Consider the following 17,391-nt stretch of genomic DNA (forward strand, 5'->3'; position numbering starts at 1 on the left):
CACCGCGTGCACCTCACCAGGGCACCTCGCCGGCGTCCTCGAAGAACTTGCCGGTCGGGCCGTCGTCGGGCAGGGTCGCGAGCTTGATGGCGATCGCCGCGCCCTGTTCGGGGGTTCGCACGCCGCGGAAGCCGTTGAGGTCGGTCGCGACGTAGCCGGGACAGGCGGCGTTGATCAGGATGTTCGAGCCGCTCAGCTCCCGGGTGTACTGGAGCGTGACAGCGTTCAGGAAGGTCTTCGACGGCGCGTACGCCACGGCCACCGGACCCGTCGTCAGCTCGGCGGCGGTTCCGGACTGCCGGGTGAGGGAGCCGACGCTGCTGGACATGTTCACGATCCGCGGTGAGGCGGAGCGGCGCAGCAGCGGCAGCATCGCGTTGGTGACGCGGATGACGCCGATCACGTTGGTCTCCACGACCGTTCGGATGGTGGCGGGATCGACCCGGGTGGGCTCCTGCGGCATGCCGCCGGTGATGGCGGCGTTGTTGACGAGCACGTCGAGGCGCCCGGCCTTCTCCTCGATCAGCTGTGCGGCGGCGGTCACGCTCGCGTCGTCGGTCACGTCCAGCGGTACGCCGAAGGCGTCGACGCCGGCCGCGCGCAGCCGCTCCACCGCGGCCTCACGGCGCTGGTCGTCTCGGGCGCCGACGCCGACGCTCCAGCCGAGGGCGCCCAGGCCCACGGCGATCTCGTAGCCAATTCCCTTGTTCGCGCCGGTGATCAGCGCAATCGTTCGTTCGCTCATGGGGACCATGCTGCCCGCGGACCCCGCCGGGGGTCCAAGACCGATCGGGTGGTCGACGATACCGTCCGGGTATTGATCCGGGGTAGCGTGGTTCCATGGAGACCCGGGAACTGCGGTACTTCGTCGCCGTCGCCGAGGAGTTGCACTTCGGGCGCGCCGCACAGCGGCTCGGGATCGCGCAGCCGCCCTTGTCGCGGGCCATCCAGCAGCTCGAACGCCGGCTCGGGGCAGCGCTGCTGGATCGGACCAGCCGCACTGTCACGCTGACCGAGGCCGGCTCGGTGCTGCTGGTCGAGGGCCGGGCAGCGCTCGACGCGGTCGACGCCGCTGAGCGCCGGACCCGCCGCGCAGCCCTGTCCCTGACCGGCCGTCCCGGCCTGGCCCTGGTCACGAAGGCCAGCGCGTCCAGCGAACTGCTGGCCAAACTGCTCGACGCGTACGCCGCCGAACCCGACGCGGTCCCCATCGAGGTCATCCTGTGCGGCCCGGCCGAGCAGCAACGACTGCTGCGAGAGGGCCGGGCCGACGTGGCGCTGCTGCACCGGCCGTTCGACTCGACGGCCGGGTTCCACACCGAGGAACTCAGCACGGAGGGCCAAGTCGTGGTCCTGCCGGCCGGGCATCCGCTCACCGCACGGGCCCATCTGCACATGGCCGACATCACCGGGCTGCCGGGCCTGCCCCTGCCACGCTGGCCCGCCCCCGACGGCACCTACCCGCCCGGCCCCGGCCCGCAGGTCCGCGACCACGCGCAGTTGTTGCAACTCGTCGCGCTCGGCCGTGCCTGCGCGGTCTCACCGGAGTCGTGCCGATCCCAACTGCACGGTGACCTCGCCGCGGTGCCCGTGCTGGACGCGCCGACCGTCACCACCGTGATCGCCTGGCCACCGCACAGCCGGTCCAGAGCCGTCGCCGACCTCGTCCGGACTGCGACCCGTCTCTAGTCGTCGGGTTTCGGACGGGAGCGTCGAGCGCCAATCCCATGCCAGGCCGACCTCGGCCCGTAGCCTGTGCCACGTGAACGTTCTCTTCGTCACGAGCGTGGCGGTTGTCACGGCTGACCCACCGCAGAGCCGCAAGCTGTTCATCGACACCCTCGGCCTCCCGCTGGAGGGCGAAGGCGATGGCTACTACTCCAGCGGAAGCATCCCCGGCAGCAAGCACTTCGGCGTGTGGCCGCTCTCGCAGGCGGCAGAGGCGTGCTTCGGCACACCGGAGTGGCCCGCCGATCGGTTGGCCCCCCAGGCCTCGATCGAGTTCGAGGTGGAGGACGCCGAAGCCGTCGCAGCGGCAGGCGGCGAGCTTCAGCGCGCGGGCTTCGAGCTGTTGCACGCGGCCCGCACAGAGCCGTGGGGTCAGACGGTGGCCAGACTCCTCACGGAGGATGGCTTGATCGTCGGTATCTCCTACGCTCCGTCGCTTCACGGCAAAGCCCCTGCCTGAGCGCCCGAGCCGCGCGCGAGAGCAGCATGACGGACGCGCCCGCCGCCCAGATCCCCGCCACGAGTGGGCGGTGGAACAGGAGGCGTAGATCCCGGCTTCGGTAGGCAGGGTTCGCCGTCGACCGCACAGTCCTGCGGCGTGAGACCCTACGGTCGGGAGTCGCGGGGGTGTCGCGCGCTGGGAGTGATGGGGGCGAAATGGGATCGAGCGGGCATGTGGGAGCGGGGCTGGCTCCGATGGAGACTGCTGGTCACCTCCTGGAGAAGATCCGGCAGGGCAACGCATACGCGCGAAGCAGGAAGAAGCGTTTTCGCCTGGCCTCCTCGGCGTTGAAGGTGCTGACGCTCTCGCTGTCCGCCGCCTCAACGATCATCCTCGGCTTGCAGAGCCTGAACCTCTGGGCCGGCTTGGCCTTCGCCTTCGTGGCACTGGTCACCCTGCTGGGGGCCGTCGAATCGTTCTTCAACTGGAGATCGCGCTGGGTGTTGATGGAGGAGACACAGCACCGGTTCCGGCGTCTCGCTGATGACCTCGAGTACCTCATCGCGTCAACGCCCACTGCCAATCTCACCTACGACCGGCTCCAGCCGATCTTCGATGAATACCAGAGTGTATGGGCGCACCTGAGTGAGCGTTGGCTGCAGGAGCGCCGCACGCTGACCTCCCCCTCCGAGAGCCAATGAGCCATCGGCTCCCTGGTACCAGCGGATGCAGGTGGCGATGGCCACCGTGGATCGAGCTGTGACTGGGTCTCGATCGGCTCGTCAGTCAGCTCTGAGAGGTGCAGGAACCCCACAACGTCGGGAGCAAGCTGCACGAACACGCCAAAAGGAACGACCTTGGTGATCGGCCCGGTGAGGACCCGGCCGACCTGATCCGCAAACCGAATGAGTGGATCTTCCTGCAGAGCCTTCAACGAGAGCGGGCCGAGGGTCCTGGCGGCGAAAAAACAAGCACGCACGATTGCTTTTTTTCGGCCGCTGACCCATCCTCAGTACCGACCCCGCCAGCGCGATCGAAGAGGTCCCCGCATGCCGCGCCCCGGATCGGTACCCGACGCCACGTCCGCGCCCGCCCCTGCCGTCGTCCCTGCACCCGTCGCCGCTCCGTTGCGGATCGGCAACGCCTCCGGCTTCTACGGCGACCGCTTCGCCGCCGTGCGCGAGATGCTCACGGGTGGGCCGCTGGACGTGCTCACCGGCGACTACCTGGCCGAGTTGACCATGCTGATCCTGGCCCGTGACCGGCTGAAGGACCCCAAGCTCGGCTACGCCAAGGTGTTCCTGCGCCAGTTGGAGGAGTGCCTGGGGCTGGCGGTCGATCGCGGGGTCCGGATCGTGGTCAACGCCGGTGGCCTCAACCCGGGTCAACTCGCCGTTCGAACAGCCGAGTTGGCCGACCGCCTGGGCATCCCGCTGCGAGTGGCCCAGGTGACCGGGGACGACCTGCTGGAGCGGGCCGGCGAGTTCACCCGACCCACCGGACTGCTCGCGGCCAACGCCTACCTCGGCGCCTGGGGCATCGCGGAGTGCCTGCGGGACGGGGCCGACCTGGTGGTCACCGGGCGGGTCACCGACGCCGCGCTGGTGGCCGGCCCGGCGGCGGCCCACTTCGACTGGGGGCCCGAGGATCTGGACGCGCTCGCGGGTGCCGTCGTCGCGGGCCACGTGCTGGAGTGCGGCGCGCAGGCCACCGGCGGCAACTACGCGTTCTTCACCGAGCACGACGTCACCCGCCCCGGCTTCCCGCTCGCCGAACTGCACGCCGACGGCAGCAGCGTGATCACCAAGCACCCGGGCACCGGCGGCGCCGTCACGCTCGGCACGGTCACCGCCCAACTCCTCTACGAGACCGGCGGACCGCGCTACCTCGGCCCGGACGTCACCGCCCGGCTGGACAGCGTGCGGCTCGACCAGGTCGGACCGGACCGGGTGCGGATCAGCGGGGTGCGCGGCGAGGCGCCGCCGCCCACCCTCAAGGTCGGCCTGAACCGGATCGGCGGCTGGCGCAACGAGGTGGTCTTCGTGCTCACCGGGCTGGACATCGAGGCCAAGGCCGCGCTGGTCCGCACCCAGCTGGAGCAGGCGCTCACGCCCGAGCAGCGCCCCGCCGAACTGCGCTGGACGCTGGCCCGTACCGACCAGTCCGACGCGCCCACCGAGCAGCAGGCCAGCGCGCTGCTCCAGCTCACCGTGCGGGACCCGGAGCAGGCCAAGGTGGGCCGTGCGATCTCCGCCGCGGCGGTCGAGCTCGGGCTGGCCGGCTACCCGGGCTTCCACCTCACCGCGCCGCCCGGACCCGGAGCGCCGTACGGCGTCTTCGAATCCGTGCTCCTGGACGCCAAGTCGGTCGAGCACCAGGTGGTGCTGCCCGACGGCACCCGGCGCGTGATCCCGCCGGCCGCCGTCACCGCAACGCCCGTGGCGGCGGTGGAGGCGGAGCTCCCGGCCCCGCTCCCGGCCGGCCCCACCCGCCGCGTCCCGCTCGGCCTGCTGGCCGGCGCGCGCAGCGGCGACAAGGGCGGCGACGCCAACCTCGGCGTCTGGGTCCGCACCGACGAGGCCTGGCGCTGGCTCGCCCACGCCCTGACGGTCGATCGACTCCGCGAACTGCTGCCGGAGACGGCCGACCTGCCGGTCACCCGCCACCTGCTGCCCAATCTGCGGGCCGTCAACTTCGTCATCGAAGGCCTGCTCGGCGAAGGCGTCGGCGCCCAGGTGCGGTTCGACCCGCAGGCCAAGGCCCTGGGGGAGTGGCTGCGCTCCCGTACCCTCGACATCCCGGAGGTCCTGCTGTGACCGTCCTGCCCACCCGGGTGGACCCGGGCTCGGCGGAGCACCGCGCCCATCGCGAGGCGATGCTCGGCAAACTCGACGAACTCGCCGCCGAGCACGCCAAGGCGCTGGCCGGCGGCGGCCCGAAGTACCTGGAGCGGCACCGCGCCCGCGGCAAGCTGCCGGCTCGCGAGCGGATCGAGCTGCTGATCGACCAGGACTCGCCGTTCCTGGAGCTCTCCCCGCTGGCCGCCTGGGGCAGCGAGTACCCGGTCGGCGCCGGCATGGTCACCGGCATCGGGACCATCGAGGGCACCGAGTGCGTGATCACCGCCAACGACCCGACCGTGCGCGGCGGGGCCAGCAATCCGTGGACGCTGCGCAAGGCGCTGCGGGCCAACGAGATCGCGCTGCGCAACCGGCTGCCGCTGGTCAGCCTGGTCGAGTCGGGCGGCGCCGACCTGCCCAGCCAGAAGGAGATCTTCATCCCGGGCGGCGCGCTCTTCCGCGACCTCACCCGGCTCTCCGCCGCCGGCATCCCGACCGTCGCCGTGGTCTTCGGCAACTCCACCGCCGGCGGCGCCTACGTCCCGGGCATGTCCGACCACACGGTGCTGGTCAAGGAGCGCGCCAAGGTGTTCCTCGGCGGCCCGCCGCTGGTCAAGATGGCCACCGGTGAGGAGGCTGACGACGAGTCGCTCGGCGGCGCCGAGATGCACGCCCGGACCTCCGGGCTGGCCGACCACTTCGCCGCCGACGAGCCGGACGCGCTGCGGATCGCCCGCCGGATCGTGTACCGCCTGCACTGGCGCAAGGCCGGCCCGGACCTCGACCCCGCCGCCCCGGCACCGAAGTACGACGAGGAGGAACTGCTCGGCATCGTGCCGAGCGACCTCAAGGTCCCCTTCGACCCGCGCGAGGTGATCGCCCGGATCGTCGACGGCTCCGACTTCGACGAGTTCAAGCCGCGCTACGGCACCAGCCTGACCACCGGCTGGGCCACCCTGCACGGCTACCCGGTCGGGATCCTGGCCAACGCGCAGGGCGTGCTGTTCAGCGCCGAGTCGCAGAAGGCCGCCCAGTTCATCCAGTTGGCCAACCAGCGGGACATCCCGCTGCTCTTCCTGCACAACACCACCGGCTACATGGTGGGCAAGGAGTACGAGCAGGGCGGCATCATCAAGCACGGCGCGATGATGATCAACGCGGTGTCCAACAGCACCGTCCCGCACCTGTCGGTGCTGATGGGCGCCTCCTACGGGGCGGGCCACTACGGCATGTGCGGGCGGGCCTTCGAGCCGCGCTTCCTGTTCGCCTGGCCGAGCGCCAAGTCCGCCGTCATGGGCCCGGCCCAACTCGCCGGTGTGCTCTCGATCGTGGCGCGTCAGTCGGCCGCCGCCAAGGGACAGCCCTACGACGAGGAGGCGGACGCCGCGATCCGCGCCATGGTCGAGCAGCAGATCGAGGCGGAGTCGCTGCCGGCCTTCCTCTCCGGACGGCTCTACGACGACGGCGTGATCGACCCGCGCGACACCCGTACCGTGCTCGGCCTCTGCCTCTCCGCGATCCACAGCGCCCCGGTCCAAGGTGCCCGTGGCTACGGCGTCTTCCGGATGTGAGGGTCTTGAGACCGTCCGGCACATGGTGGGCGGCGTCGCGACGCCCGTGCTGTCGCCTGGACGGCTTCTCCTCAGTCGCCAATGCTCCGCATGGACTCCTTCGTCGGCACCGCCCAGACGCGGCCCGGACGCCGCTCCTTCACCCACCCACCATGTGCCGGACGGTCCTACATGATCAATTCCCTGCTGGTCGCCAACCGTGGCGAGATCACCCGGCGGATCTTCCGCAGCTGCCGTGAACTCGGCATCGCCACCGTGGCGGTGTACGCCGACCCGGACGCCGAGGCGCCGCACGTGCGCGAGGCCGACGCGGCCGTGCGGCTGCCCGGCGCGGCCCCCGCGGACACCTACCTGCGGGCCGACCTGCTGGTCCGGGCCGCCCTCGCGGCCGGCGCGGACGCCGTGCACCCTGGCTACGGCTTCCTCTCCGAGGACCCGGCCTTCGCGCGCGCCGTGCTGGCGGCCGGCCTCACCTGGGTCGGCCCGCCGCCCGAGGCGATGGCCGCGATGGGGTCCAAGAGTGCCGCCAAGCGCCTGATGGCCGCGGCCGGCGTCCCGGTGCTGGCCCCGGTCGACCCGGCCGCCGCCACCGAGGCCGAGCTGCCGCTGCTGGTCAAGGCCGCGGCCGGCGGCGGCGGGCGCGGGATGCGGGTGATCCGCGAACTCGGCTCGGTCGAAGCCGAGTTGGCGGCCGCGTCGGCTGAGGCCGCGGCCGCCTTCGGGGACGGCGAGGTGTTCCTGGAACCGTACCTGCCGAGCGGCCGGCACATCGAGGTGCAGCTGCTCGCGGACCCGCACGGTACCGTCTGGGCGCTCGGCGAGCGCGACTGCTCGGTGCAGCGCCGGCACCAGAAGGTGGTCGAGGAGACCCCGGCCCCCGGCCTGGACCCCCAACTGAGGGCACGGCTGGCCGAGGCGGCCACAGCCGCGGCCCGGGCGATCGGCTACACCGGCGCCGGCACCGTCGAGTTCCTGCTGGCACCCGACGGACGGTTCTTCTTCCTGGAGATGAACACCCGCTTGCAGGTCGAGCACCCGGTCACCGAATGCGTCACCGGTCTCGACCTGGTGGCGCTACAACTGGCCGTCGCCGAAGGCGAGGCGCTGCCCGCCGAACCACCGGCGCCCAGCGGTCACGCGATCGAAGCCCGGCTCTACGCCGAGGATCCGGCGACCGACTGGCAGCCGCAGAGCGGCACCTTGCACCGGATCGAGTTCCCGCCCGCACACGACGGCCTGCGGATCGACTCCGGCGTCGAGAGCGGCAGCACGGTCGGGGTGCACTACGACGCCATGCTCGCCAAGGTGATCGCCTGGGCGCCGACCCGGGCCGCCGCCGCGCGCCGACTGGCCGACGCCCTGGCGCGGACCCGGATCCACGGTCTTACCACCAACCGCGACCTGCTGGTCCGGGTGCTGCGTCACCCGGCGTTCTTGGCCGGCGAGTTGAGCACCGCCTTCCTCGCCGAGCACGCCGCCGACCTGCTGCCCGCCACCCGTGACAAGCGCGAACTGCCGCTCGCCGCCCTGGCCGCCGCGCTCGCCGACGCCGCCACCCGCACCAGCCCGCTGCCCTCCGGCTGGCGCAACCTCTCCTCCCAGCCCCAGGTCAAGCGCTACCGGGCCGCTGACGGTGAGGAACTGACGGTCCGCTACCAACACACGAGGAACGGCCTGCGGGCCGAGGACCACCCGGGCGTGCGTCTGCTCGCTGCCAACGCTCAGCAGGTCACCCTGGAACTGGACGGCCTGCGCCGTACCTTCCAGGTCGCTTTCTACGGCAGCACGGTCGAAGTCGACGCACCGTCAGGATCCGTTGGCCTCACCGCACTTCCCCGTTTCCTCGAGCCGGTCGAGCAGCGCGCCCCCGGGGCCCTGCTCGCCCCGATGCCCGGCACCGTGATCCGCCTCGCCGTCGCCGTCGGCGACCGGGTGACGGCGGGCCAGCCGCTGCTCTGGCTGGAGGCGATGAAGATGGAGCACCAGGTCACCGCCCCGGTCGACGGCACGGTGACCGAACTGCGCACCGGTGCCGGGCAGCAGGTGGACCTGGGCGCCCTGCTCGCCGTCCTCGAACCGGACGTCCTCGAACCCGAGCGTCCCACGCACCCCGAACGCGAGCCCGCACCTGCACCCGCACCCGAAGCCGCCAGCTGACCGGAGGACCTCCCGCATGTCCGCATCCAGCACCCCCGAGAGCCCCTTGATCGAGACCCCCGAGCGAATCGCGCTGCGCAAGGCGGTGGGTGACCTCGGCCGCCGCTACGGATCGCCCTACTTCCTGGCCAAGGCTCGTGCCGGCGAGCACACCGACGAACTCTGGTCCGAGGCCGGCAAGCTGGGCTTCCTTGGCGTCAACCTCCCCGAGGAGTACGGCGGTGGGGGCGCCGGCGTCTACGAGCTGTCGATCGTCCTGGAGGAACTGGGCACCGTCGGCTGCCCGTTGCTGATGCTGGTGGTCTCCCCGGCGATCTGCGGCACGATCCTGGCCCGGTTCGGCACCGAGGAGCAGAAGCGCGCCTGGCTGCCCGCCCTGGCCGACGGCAGTCGCCGGATGGCCTTCGCGATCACCGAGCCGGACGCCGGCTCCAACTCGCACAAGCTGTCCACCGTGGCCAAGCGCGACGGCGCGGACTGGATCCTGAACGGCCGCAAGGTGTTCATCTCGGGCCTCGACGGCGCCGACGCCGTGCTGGTGGTCGGCCGCACCGCCGACGCTCGCACCGGCAAGCTGAAGCCCGCGCTGTTCATCGTGCCGCGCCAGACCCCGGGCTTCGAGTACCGCCCGATCCCGATGGAACTCCTCTCGCCCGAGCGGCAGTTCCAGGTCTTCCTGGACGACGTCCGGCTGCCCGCCGACGCCCTGGTGGGCGACGAGAACGCCGGCCTGCAGCAGCTCTTCGCCGGGCTCAACCCGGAGCGGATCATGACCGCCGCCTTCTCGCTCGGGGTAGCCCGCCAGGCTCTGAACACGGCCGTCGAGTACGCCAGGACCCGCACCGTCTGGGACGCCCCGATCGGCGCCCACCAGGGCCTTGCCCACCCGCTCGCGCAGTGCGCCATCGAGGTCGAGTTGGCCCGCCTGATGATGCGCAAGGCCGCCCATCTCTATGACGCGGGCGACGACATGGGGGCGGGCGAGGCCGCCAACATGGCCAAGTACGCCTCCGGCGAGGCGGCCACCCGCACCGTCGACCAGGCCGTGCAGACCCTCGGCGGCAACGGCCTGACCCAGGAGTACGGGCTGGCCGCGCTGCTCGCCGCCACCCGGGTCGGCCGGGTGGCGCCGGTCAGCCGGGAGATGATCCTCAACTACGTCGCCCAGCACACCCTGGGCCTGCCGCGCTCGTACTGACGCGGCCTGGTCCCGGACCCGCTCCGCCCGGCAAGATCCGCAAGAGAGACCCCAGTTCGCCGGGGCGCGCGTGCGCGCCCCGGCGCCCGGGTAGCACCTCCGGCACGGTCCACCCGGCCGTGAGTCGCCGAACCGCAGGAGTTCCCATGGTGTTTCGCAGCGAGTACCCCGACGTCCCCGTCATCGACCGGCCGTTGCACGAGGTGGTGCTGGCCGACGCCGCCCGCTACGGCGACCGGCCCGCCCTGGTCGACGGCCTGACCGGCGAGACGGTGAGCTACGCCGAACTGGTCACCGCGGTCGGCCGGGTGGCCGCCGGGCTGGCCGAGGCCGGGGTGGTCAAGGGAGACGTGGTCGCGCTGCACAGCCCCAACTCCATCGCCTTCCCGATCGCCCTGTACGCGGCGGGCAAGGCGGGCGCCGTGGTCACCACCGTCTCCTCGCTCGCCACCCCCGAGGAACTGGCCGGCCAGCTGCGCGACAGCGGAGCGACGTGGATCATCACCGTCTCGGCGCTGCTGCCCGTCTCGCTGGCCGCCGTTGAGCTGGCCGCCACTGAGCTGGCCGCCGCCGATGGCAAAGCCGTCCGCGAGATCATCCTGCTCGACCAGGGCGGTCCGGCGGCCTACCGCACCCTGGCCGACCTGCGCGCCAGTACCGCCCCCGAACCCGAGGTCACCATCGACCCGGGCACCGACCTCGCCGTGCTGCCCTACTCCAGCGGTACCACCGGCCTGCCCAAGGGCGTGATGCTCACCCACCGCTCGATCGCCACCAACCTGGCCCAGATCGATGCGGTCGAGGCCGGCGTGGTGGGCGAGCGGCTGATAGCAGTTCTGCCCTTCTTTCACATCTACGGTCTGGTGATCCTCCTGCATCGCCCGCTGCAGGTCGGCGCCACCGTGGTGGTGCTGCCCCGCTTCGATCTGGAACAGTTCCTGCGCACCATCGAGGAGCAGCGGATCGAAGGCCTGATAGTGGCCCCGCCGATCGTGCTGGCGCTGGCCAAGCACCCGATGGTCGACGCCTTCGACCTCTCCTCGATCCGCTACGTGCGCAGCGCCGCCGCCCCGCTGGACGCGGACCTCGCGGCGGCCTGCGCGGCCCGGCTGGGCCTGCCCACCGTCCAGCAGGGCTACGGCATGACCGAGCTGTCGCCAGCCACCCACCTGGTCCGGCTGGACGACCCGGCGCCCGCGCCCGGGTCGGTCGGCAAGCTGATCGCGGCCACCGAACTGCGGGTGCGCTCGCTGGCCGCCGACGGCGAGCGCGCCGCCGGGGGAGCCGAGCCGGCCGACGGCGAGCGGTCCGGGTCCGGCGAGGACCTCGGGGTCGGCGAGCACGGCGAGATCGTGATCCGCGGCCCGCAGGTGATGAAGGGCTACCTCGGCCGGCCGGCCGAGACCGACACGATGATCGACGCCGACGGCTGGCTGCACACCGGCGACGTCGGCTATGTGGACGAGCGCGGCTACCTCTTCATCGTCGACCGGGTCAAGGAGTTGATCAAGTACAAGGGCTACCAGGTCGCGCCCGCCGAGTTGGAGGCGCTGTTGCTGACCCACCCGCAGATCGTCGACGCCGCGGTGATCGGTGTCACCGGTGAGGACGGCACCGAGCGGCCCAAGGCCTTCGTGGTCCGCACCCCGGGCAGCGAGCTGACCGAGCCGGAGGTGATCGACTTCGTCGCGGCCCGGGTCGCGCCGTACAAGAAGGTCCGCGCGGTCGGCTTCCTGGAGGCGGTGCCCAAGTCGGCCAGCGGCAAGATCCTGCGCCGCGAGCTGCGCGGCCGCTGACCGGGGATCCGTTACCGCCCCCTCTCTGCCCCCGGCCCCCATCTGCGAGGATGCGGTGGCCGGGGGTCCGCACCCCCGCATCCCGCACCCCCGCACCACCGGGCCGCTCCCGCCGAGTCGGCCCCACCCCCCCACACCCGTCCGGAGCGCACCGCCATGACCACCGCCGCCCGCACCCCGCAGCAGGACCGCAGCCGTGCCACCAGACGCCGCCTGCTGGAGGCCGCCGTCGAGTGCCTGGCCGAGCTGGGCTGGAACGGCAGCACCGTCACCGTGGTGGCCGAACGCGCCGGGGTGACCAGAGGCGCCGCCCAGCACCACTTCCCGACCCGCGAGGACCTCTTCACCGCCGCCGTCGAACACGTCACCGCCGAGCGGCTGGCCGCCGTCCGGGCCGACACCGAGGAGCTGCCCCCGGCCGGCCCGGCCCGCACCGAGGCCGTGGTCGACCTGATCGTGCGCCTCTACACCGGGCCGCTGTTCCGCGCCGCGCTGCACCTGTGGGTGGCCGCCGCCACCGAGCAGCAGCTGCGCGAGCGGATCGTCGCCCTGGAGAACCGGGTCGGCCGCGAGTCGCACCGCGCGGCGCTGGAGTTCCTCGGGGTGGACGAGAGCGCGCAGGGCGTGCGCGAGTCCGTCCAGGCCACCCTCGACCTGGCCCGCGGCCTGGGGCTGGCGAACCTGCTCACCGACGACGCCGCCCGCCGGGCGCGGGTGGTCCGCCAGTGGGCGCGGATGCTCCAGACGGCGCTCGACGAGGCGTCAGCTGACGACGCACCGGAGTGACACCGGGTCATCCCCTGCCGCGCGCGGTCGCCGCGCCGCCGATCAACGGGCAGTCTTGAGGAGTGCACGCACCTCAGCCCGGCCCCCCGCCCGAGGGGGGCACCCAGCCCGGCGGTTCCGGCGCGGGAGCCGGCGTGGGCGGGCCCGGGATCGCCCCCTCGAGCCTGGACGGCCACCGCCTGGTCCCGCTCGCCACCGCGGTGCTGGACGCCGACGGCGTGGTCCTGCACTGGAGCGAGGACGCCGAACGGCTGCTCGGGTGGCGCGCCGAGGAGATCGTCGGACACCCGGCCGCGCCGCTGCTGACCAGCCGCGATCACCACACCGAGGCGCTGGCGCTGTACGAGCGCGTGCTGTCCGGACGCCGCTGGTCGGGCGTCTTCCCGGTGCGGCACAAGGACGGCCACCAGGTCGAGCTGGACTTCCGCACCTACGGCATCCGAGGGCCGGGCGGGCGGCCGCTGGTCCTGGCCACCGGCTCCGACGTGCGGGCCATCAAGCAGGTGGAGGCCAACCTCGCGGTACTGGAGGGCTTCTTCACCCAGTCGCCGATCGGCCTGGCCGTCTACGACACCGAGCTGCGCTACGTCCGGATCAACCAGGCGCTGGCCCGGATGAACGGCCTGTCGGTGGATCAGCACCTGGGCCGGCGGCTGGACGAGGTGCTGCCCGGCATCAACACCACCGAGATCGAGGCGGTGATGCGCGAGGTGCTCGCCACCGGCGAACCGGTGGTCGACGCCCGCTCCTACGGCCGCACCCCGACCGAGCCGGGCCGCGACCGGGCCTGGTCCGCCTCCTACTTCCGCCTCGCGGACCCCGCGGGACAGGTGCTCGGCGTCAGCTCCTCGATCATCGACGTCACCGAGCGGTTCCGGGCCGAGGCCCGCGCCGCCCGGGCCCAGGAGCGGCTCACCCTGCTCGCCGAGGCCACCGCCCGGATCGGCACCACCCTCGACATGCAGCGCACCGCCGAGGAGCTGATCGCCTCGGTGGTCCCCAAGTTCGCCGACTTCGCCACCGTCGACCTGCTCGATCCGGTCCTCCAGGGCGAGGAACCAAGCCTGCTGGCCCCCGACCAGGGGGTGCTGCTGCGCGCGGTGGCCGCCGGCGAGGTCACCGGGTCGGGCCTGGTCGGCGTGGCCGACGCGGTCGGCGAGACCACCGCCTACGACTCCAACCGCAACTACACCAAGAGCCTGCGCAGCGGGAAGTCGATGGTGATCGCCAAGATGGACGAGCCGACGCTGCGCAAACTGGCCGCGCGCAAGGAGCGGGCCGAGCCGGGCCTGGCCGCCGGGATCCACTCCTACCTGCTGGTGCCGCTGCTGGCCCGCGGCATGGTGCTGGGCGGCGCCGAGTTCGTCCGCACCCGCAACCCCGAGTCCTTCACCGAGGCGGACGTGGCGCTGGCCGAGGAGCTGGTCGCCCGCACCGCCGTCAGCATCGACAACGCCCGCCTCTACCGGCGCGAGCGGGACACCGCGCTGACCCTGCAGCGCAGCCTGCTGCCGCAGGAGATCCACCGCACCCTCGGTCTGGAGATCGCCTACCGCTACCTGCCCAGCAGCCTGGTCAGCGAGGTCGGCGGCGACTGGTTCGACGTGGTGCCGCTCTCCTGCGGGCGGGTGGCGCTGGTGGTCGGCGACGTGATGGGCCACGGGATCAGGGCGGCGGCGACGATGGGTCAGCTGCGCACCGTGGCGCGCACCCTGGCCACCTTGGACATGCCGCCGGCCCAGGTGCTCGCCCGGCTCGACGAGACCGCCACCGGGATCGGCGAGGGCCAGTTCGCCACCTGCGTCTGCGTGGTCTACGACCCGGTGGACCGCAGCTGCACGGTGGCCTGCGCGGGCCACCTCCCGCCGGTGGTGATGGGCCCGGACGGCGACGCCCGGTCGCTGGAGGTGCCGCCGGGCGTGCCGCTGGGGATCGGCGGGGTGGCGTTCGAGAGCGTCGAGTTCACCCTGCCGGAGGGCAGCATCCTGACCCTCTACACCGACGGCCTGGTCGAGCGGCGCGGCGAGGACATCGACCAGGGCATCAACCAGCTCTGCACCACGCTGGCCGCCCGCGGCCGCACCCTGGAGGCGCACTGCGACGCGGTGATCTCGACGTTGGTGGGCGGCGGCACCGAGGACGACGTGGCGATGATCATGGCGCGGGCGCTGCCGCTGCCGAGTGACCGGATCGCCACCCTGCCGCTCACCGGCGAGGGCCCGATCCCCGCGCTCGCCCGCCGCTTCACCCGCAGCACGCTGGCCTCCTGGGGCCTGAGCCCGCTCGCCGACTTCGCCGAACTGCTGGTCAGCGAGCTGGTCACGAACGCCTTGGTGCACGCCCAGCAGCCGCGCCGGCTGCGGCTGTTCCGCGACCGGATGCTCACCCTGGAGGTGGCCGACGCCGGGCGCCAGGCCCCGCGGCTGCGCCCGGCCGGCTCGGAGGACGAGGGCGGGCGCGGAATGAACCTGATCAACGAGCTGGCCCAGCGCTGGGGCAGCCGGCCGACCAAGGACGGCAAGGTGGTCTGGGCGGAGCTGGAACTGCCGCTCGGCAGCTGAGCCGAGCGGCCGCACGTTCCGTCGGACCCGGCCTCCGCTGCGCCGTCGCATCGGCGCGCCGCCACCTTGCTGCGCAGGTCACGCTCGGCGCAGCAGCCGCCAGGCCAGCCCCGCACCCAGCAGCACCAGTACCGCCGCGCAGAGCGCCGCCAGGCTCATGCCCTGCACGAAGGCCGAGCGCGCCGCCTCGGCCAGTGCCTGCCCGGCCGCGCCCGGCAGCGCGTGCGCCGCCTCGATGGCCGCGCCGAGCGACTGGTGCGCCTTGGCCGCCGTCGCCAGGTCCACCCCCGGCGGGGTGCCGACCGCACCCGGATAGACCGCGGTGAGCACCGAGCCGAAGAGCGCGATGCCCAGTGCCGTGCCCAGCTCGTAGGCGGTCTCCGAGACGGCGGAGGCGGCCCCCGACTTCTCGGCGGGCGAAGCGGTCAGCACCAGGTCGGAGGCGAGCGTGTAGACCAGGCCCTCGGCGGCGCCGACGCCGAGGAAGACCGCCGCCAGCACCAGGTACGGGGTGTCCTGTCGCAGCCAGCCCAGCATCCCGAGCGCCAGCCCCAGCAGGACCATGCCGCCCGCCAGGGCGCCCCGGGTACCGGCCCGGCGGGCCATCCGGGCGGTCAGCACCGAGGCGACGGCCGCGCCGGCGAAGGCCGGCAGCTCGGCCAGCCCGGCTCGCAGCGGCGAGTAGCCGCGGACCAGTTGCAGGTACTGGGAGGTGAAGAAGACCACGCCGGCCAGCCCGAAGACGGCGATCAGCGCGCCCAGCACGGCCGCGGTGAACCGGCGGTCGGCGAACAGCCGCACGTCCAGCAGCGGTGCGGTCAGCCGCAGTTGACGGCGGACGAAGAGCCAGAGCCCGAGCACGCCCAGCACGGCGGCCAGCGGCACGTCCCAGCGCGCCACCCCGTGTGCGGCCGCCTCCTTGATCGCGTAGACCGCGGCGATCAGGCCGGCCATCGAGCAGAACACGCTGGGCAGGTCGAATCGCCCCGGCTCGGGGTTCCGGGACTCCGGCAGCAGCCAGCCGCCGAGCACCAGCAGCAGGGCGACCAGCGGGAGGTTGAGCAGGAAGACCGAGCCCCACCAGAAGTGCTCCAGCAGCAGCCCGCCGACCAGCGGACCGGCGGCGGCGCCCGCGGTGGCCGTCGCGCCCCAGATGCCGATCGCCCTGGCCCGCTCCCGCGCGTCCGGGAAGAGCGCGCGGATCAACGACAGGGTGGAGGGCATGATGGTCGCCCCGGCGACGCCGAGCAGCGCGCGGGCGGCGATCAGCCAGGCGGCGCTCGGCGCGTAGGCGGCCAGCAGGGAGGCCGCGCCGAACGCGCTCGCACCGATCAGCAGCAGCCGCTTGCGCCCGATCCGGTCGCTCAGCGCTCCCATGCTGACCAGCAGGCCGGCCAGCACGAAGGAGTAGCTGTCGCCGATCCAGAGCAGCGAGGTCGAGCTGGGCGCGAGCGTCTCAGTGATCGAGGGGATCGCCAGCACCAGCACGGTCGCGTCGACCACCACCAGCGTGACGGCCAGCACCAGTACCGCCAGGCCGGACCAGCGGCGGGGGTCGGCGGCGGGCGCGTGCGGGGCGGTGCGGGCGGTGCAGGCGGTGCTGGGGGTGCTGGGGGTGTGCAGGACGGCGGTCACGAGGTGCTCCTTCGCAGGGCTCCGCCGAGGAAGAGTTCGGTGAGGGCGAACGCGCTGTCGCGCGGGGCGAGCCGGCCGTCCTGCACGGCCCAGCCGACGCCGGCCAGCAGGTCGAAGAAGGCCTCGCTGAGCCAGCCGGCCGGCAGCTCGATCCTGAAGGCTCCCTCCTGCTGCCCGCGCAGGAAGAAGGCCCGGACCCGGGCGTCCTGCTCCTCCCAGAGCGCGCAGAGCTCGGGGTCGTCGAAGAGCTGGTTCTCCCCGGCCAGGAAGGCGCAGAGCGCCGCGTCCGGGACCAGCACCTCGACCAGCCGGCGCAGCGCCGCCGCCGTGTCACCGGTCTCGATCGCGGCGGTGTCCAGCGCGCTGTTGTAGCGGCGCAGCCCGAGCAGGCCCACCTCGCGGATCAGCGCGTCGCGCCCCGGGAAGATCCGGTGCAGCGAGGCCCGGCTGATGCCGGCGACGCGCGCGATCTCGTCCAGATGCGCGGTCGGCTGCCGGGAGAGGACGGTGACGGCTGCCTTGAGTACCGCGTCGCGATCGATGGCCATGAGACCAGGGTAGCTCATTTGAGACATCCATGTCTCAGCTGAGACAAGTCGTGTGCGCGCGGCCGCGCTTCGGGGCAAGGAAAAAGCCGGTGGTGGCCCGCTTGGGGCCGCCACCGGCTCGCCTCACCG

Annotated in this window: 14 protein-coding genes; 10 read left to right on the forward strand and 4 right to left on the reverse strand. The window is 72.8% G+C overall.

Translation table 11 applies throughout. The features are described 5' to 3' along the window. Positions 1–13: 13 nt before the first annotated feature. Positions 14–745 (reverse strand): SDR family oxidoreductase, encoded by a 732-nt coding sequence (locus tag ABH937_RS11160; RefSeq protein ID WP_280690748.1) that lies wholly within the window; start codon positions 743–745, stop codon positions 14–16. Between the two features lie 95 nt (positions 746–840). Here ABH937_RS11160 and ABH937_RS11165 point away from each other — a divergent pair, with 95 nt between their 5' ends. The 3 genes from ABH937_RS11165 (at position 841) to ABH937_RS11175 (ending at position 2,871) form a co-directional block, all read left to right on the forward strand. Continuing rightward, positions 841–1,689: a LysR family transcriptional regulator gene (locus ABH937_RS11165; RefSeq protein ID WP_280690749.1), complete on the forward strand. Its 849-nt coding sequence runs from the start codon at positions 841–843 to the stop codon at positions 1,687–1,689. Between the two features lie 73 nt (positions 1,690–1,762). Continuing rightward, positions 1,763–2,188, forward strand: coding sequence for a VOC family protein (locus ABH937_RS11170; RefSeq protein ID WP_280690750.1), 426 nt, complete (start codon positions 1,763–1,765; stop codon positions 2,186–2,188). A gap of 236 nt (positions 2,189–2,424) precedes the next feature. Then, positions 2,425–2,871, forward strand: coding sequence for a DUF4231 domain-containing protein (locus ABH937_RS11175; RefSeq protein WP_280690751.1), 447 nt, complete (start codon positions 2,425–2,427; stop codon positions 2,869–2,871). Here the strand turns inward: ABH937_RS11175 and ABH937_RS11180 are convergent. Continuing rightward, positions 2,760–3,149 (reverse strand): S1 RNA-binding domain-containing protein, encoded by a 390-nt coding sequence (locus ABH937_RS11180; protein ID WP_280690752.1) that lies wholly within the window; start codon positions 3,147–3,149, stop codon positions 2,760–2,762. The two genes, ABH937_RS11175 and ABH937_RS11180, sit on opposite strands and share 112 nt — an antisense overlap. Before the next feature lie 70 nt (positions 3,150–3,219). Between ABH937_RS11180 and ABH937_RS11185 the strand changes: the two genes are divergently transcribed. The 7 genes from ABH937_RS11185 (at position 3,220) to ABH937_RS11215 (ending at position 15,079) form a co-directional block, all read left to right on the forward strand. Further along, positions 3,220–4,986 carry a DUF1446 domain-containing protein gene (locus ABH937_RS11185; RefSeq protein ID WP_280690753.1) on the forward strand — a complete coding sequence of 589 codons (1,767 nt, stop codon included), beginning with the start codon at positions 3,220–3,222 and terminating at the stop codon, positions 4,984–4,986. Then, the gene (locus tag ABH937_RS11190; protein ID WP_280690754.1) at positions 4,983–6,581 is read left to right on the forward strand and encodes an acyl-CoA carboxylase subunit beta; all 1,599 of its coding nucleotides are present in this window, start codon (positions 4,983–4,985) and stop codon (positions 6,579–6,581) included. The genes ABH937_RS11185 and ABH937_RS11190 overlap by 4 nt, the downstream gene beginning before the upstream one ends. 171 nt (positions 6,582–6,752) lie before the next feature. Beyond that, on the forward strand, positions 6,753–8,738 hold the full coding sequence (locus tag ABH937_RS11195) for a biotin carboxylase N-terminal domain-containing protein (RefSeq protein WP_280690755.1): 1,986 nt from the start codon (positions 6,753–6,755) through the stop codon (positions 8,736–8,738). Positions 8,739–8,754: 16 nt separating this feature from the next. Further along, positions 8,755–9,936 carry an acyl-CoA dehydrogenase gene (locus tag ABH937_RS11200; protein WP_280690756.1) on the forward strand — a complete coding sequence of 394 codons (1,182 nt, stop codon included), beginning with the start codon at positions 8,755–8,757 and terminating at the stop codon, positions 9,934–9,936. 149 nt (positions 9,937–10,085) lie between these two features. Then, complete coding sequence (locus ABH937_RS11205; protein WP_280690871.1) at positions 10,086–11,732, forward strand: AMP-binding protein; 1,647 nt, start codon at positions 10,086–10,088, stop codon at positions 11,730–11,732. Between the two features lie 156 nt (positions 11,733–11,888). Beyond that, the gene (locus ABH937_RS11210; RefSeq protein ID WP_280690757.1) at positions 11,889–12,518 is read left to right on the forward strand and encodes a TetR/AcrR family transcriptional regulator; all 630 of its coding nucleotides are present in this window, start codon (positions 11,889–11,891) and stop codon (positions 12,516–12,518) included. Between the two features lie 134 nt (positions 12,519–12,652). After that, positions 12,653–15,079, forward strand: coding sequence for a SpoIIE family protein phosphatase (locus ABH937_RS11215; RefSeq protein ID WP_370146436.1), 2,427 nt, complete (start codon positions 12,653–12,655; stop codon positions 15,077–15,079). A 78-nt stretch (positions 15,080–15,157) separates the two neighbouring features. Here the strand turns inward: ABH937_RS11215 and ABH937_RS11220 are convergent, their stop codons facing one another. Together ABH937_RS11220 and ABH937_RS11225 are read right to left on the reverse strand one after the other, a co-directional pair. Then, entirely contained in the window at positions 15,158–16,714 is a 1,557-nt protein-coding gene (locus tag ABH937_RS11220) for an MFS transporter (protein WP_370218080.1), read from the reverse strand. After that, positions 16,711–17,262 (reverse strand): TetR/AcrR family transcriptional regulator, encoded by a 552-nt coding sequence (locus tag ABH937_RS11225; protein ID WP_280690759.1) that lies wholly within the window; start codon positions 17,260–17,262, stop codon positions 16,711–16,713. Before ABH937_RS11225 ends, ABH937_RS11220 begins: the two co-directional genes overlap by 4 nt. Positions 17,263–17,391 lie beyond the last annotated feature (129 nt).

Origin of the sequence: Kitasatospora sp. GAS1066B (assembly GCF_041262605.1) — a bacterium.
Classification (GTDB): Bacteria; Actinomycetota; Actinomycetes; order Streptomycetales; family Streptomycetaceae; genus Kitasatospora.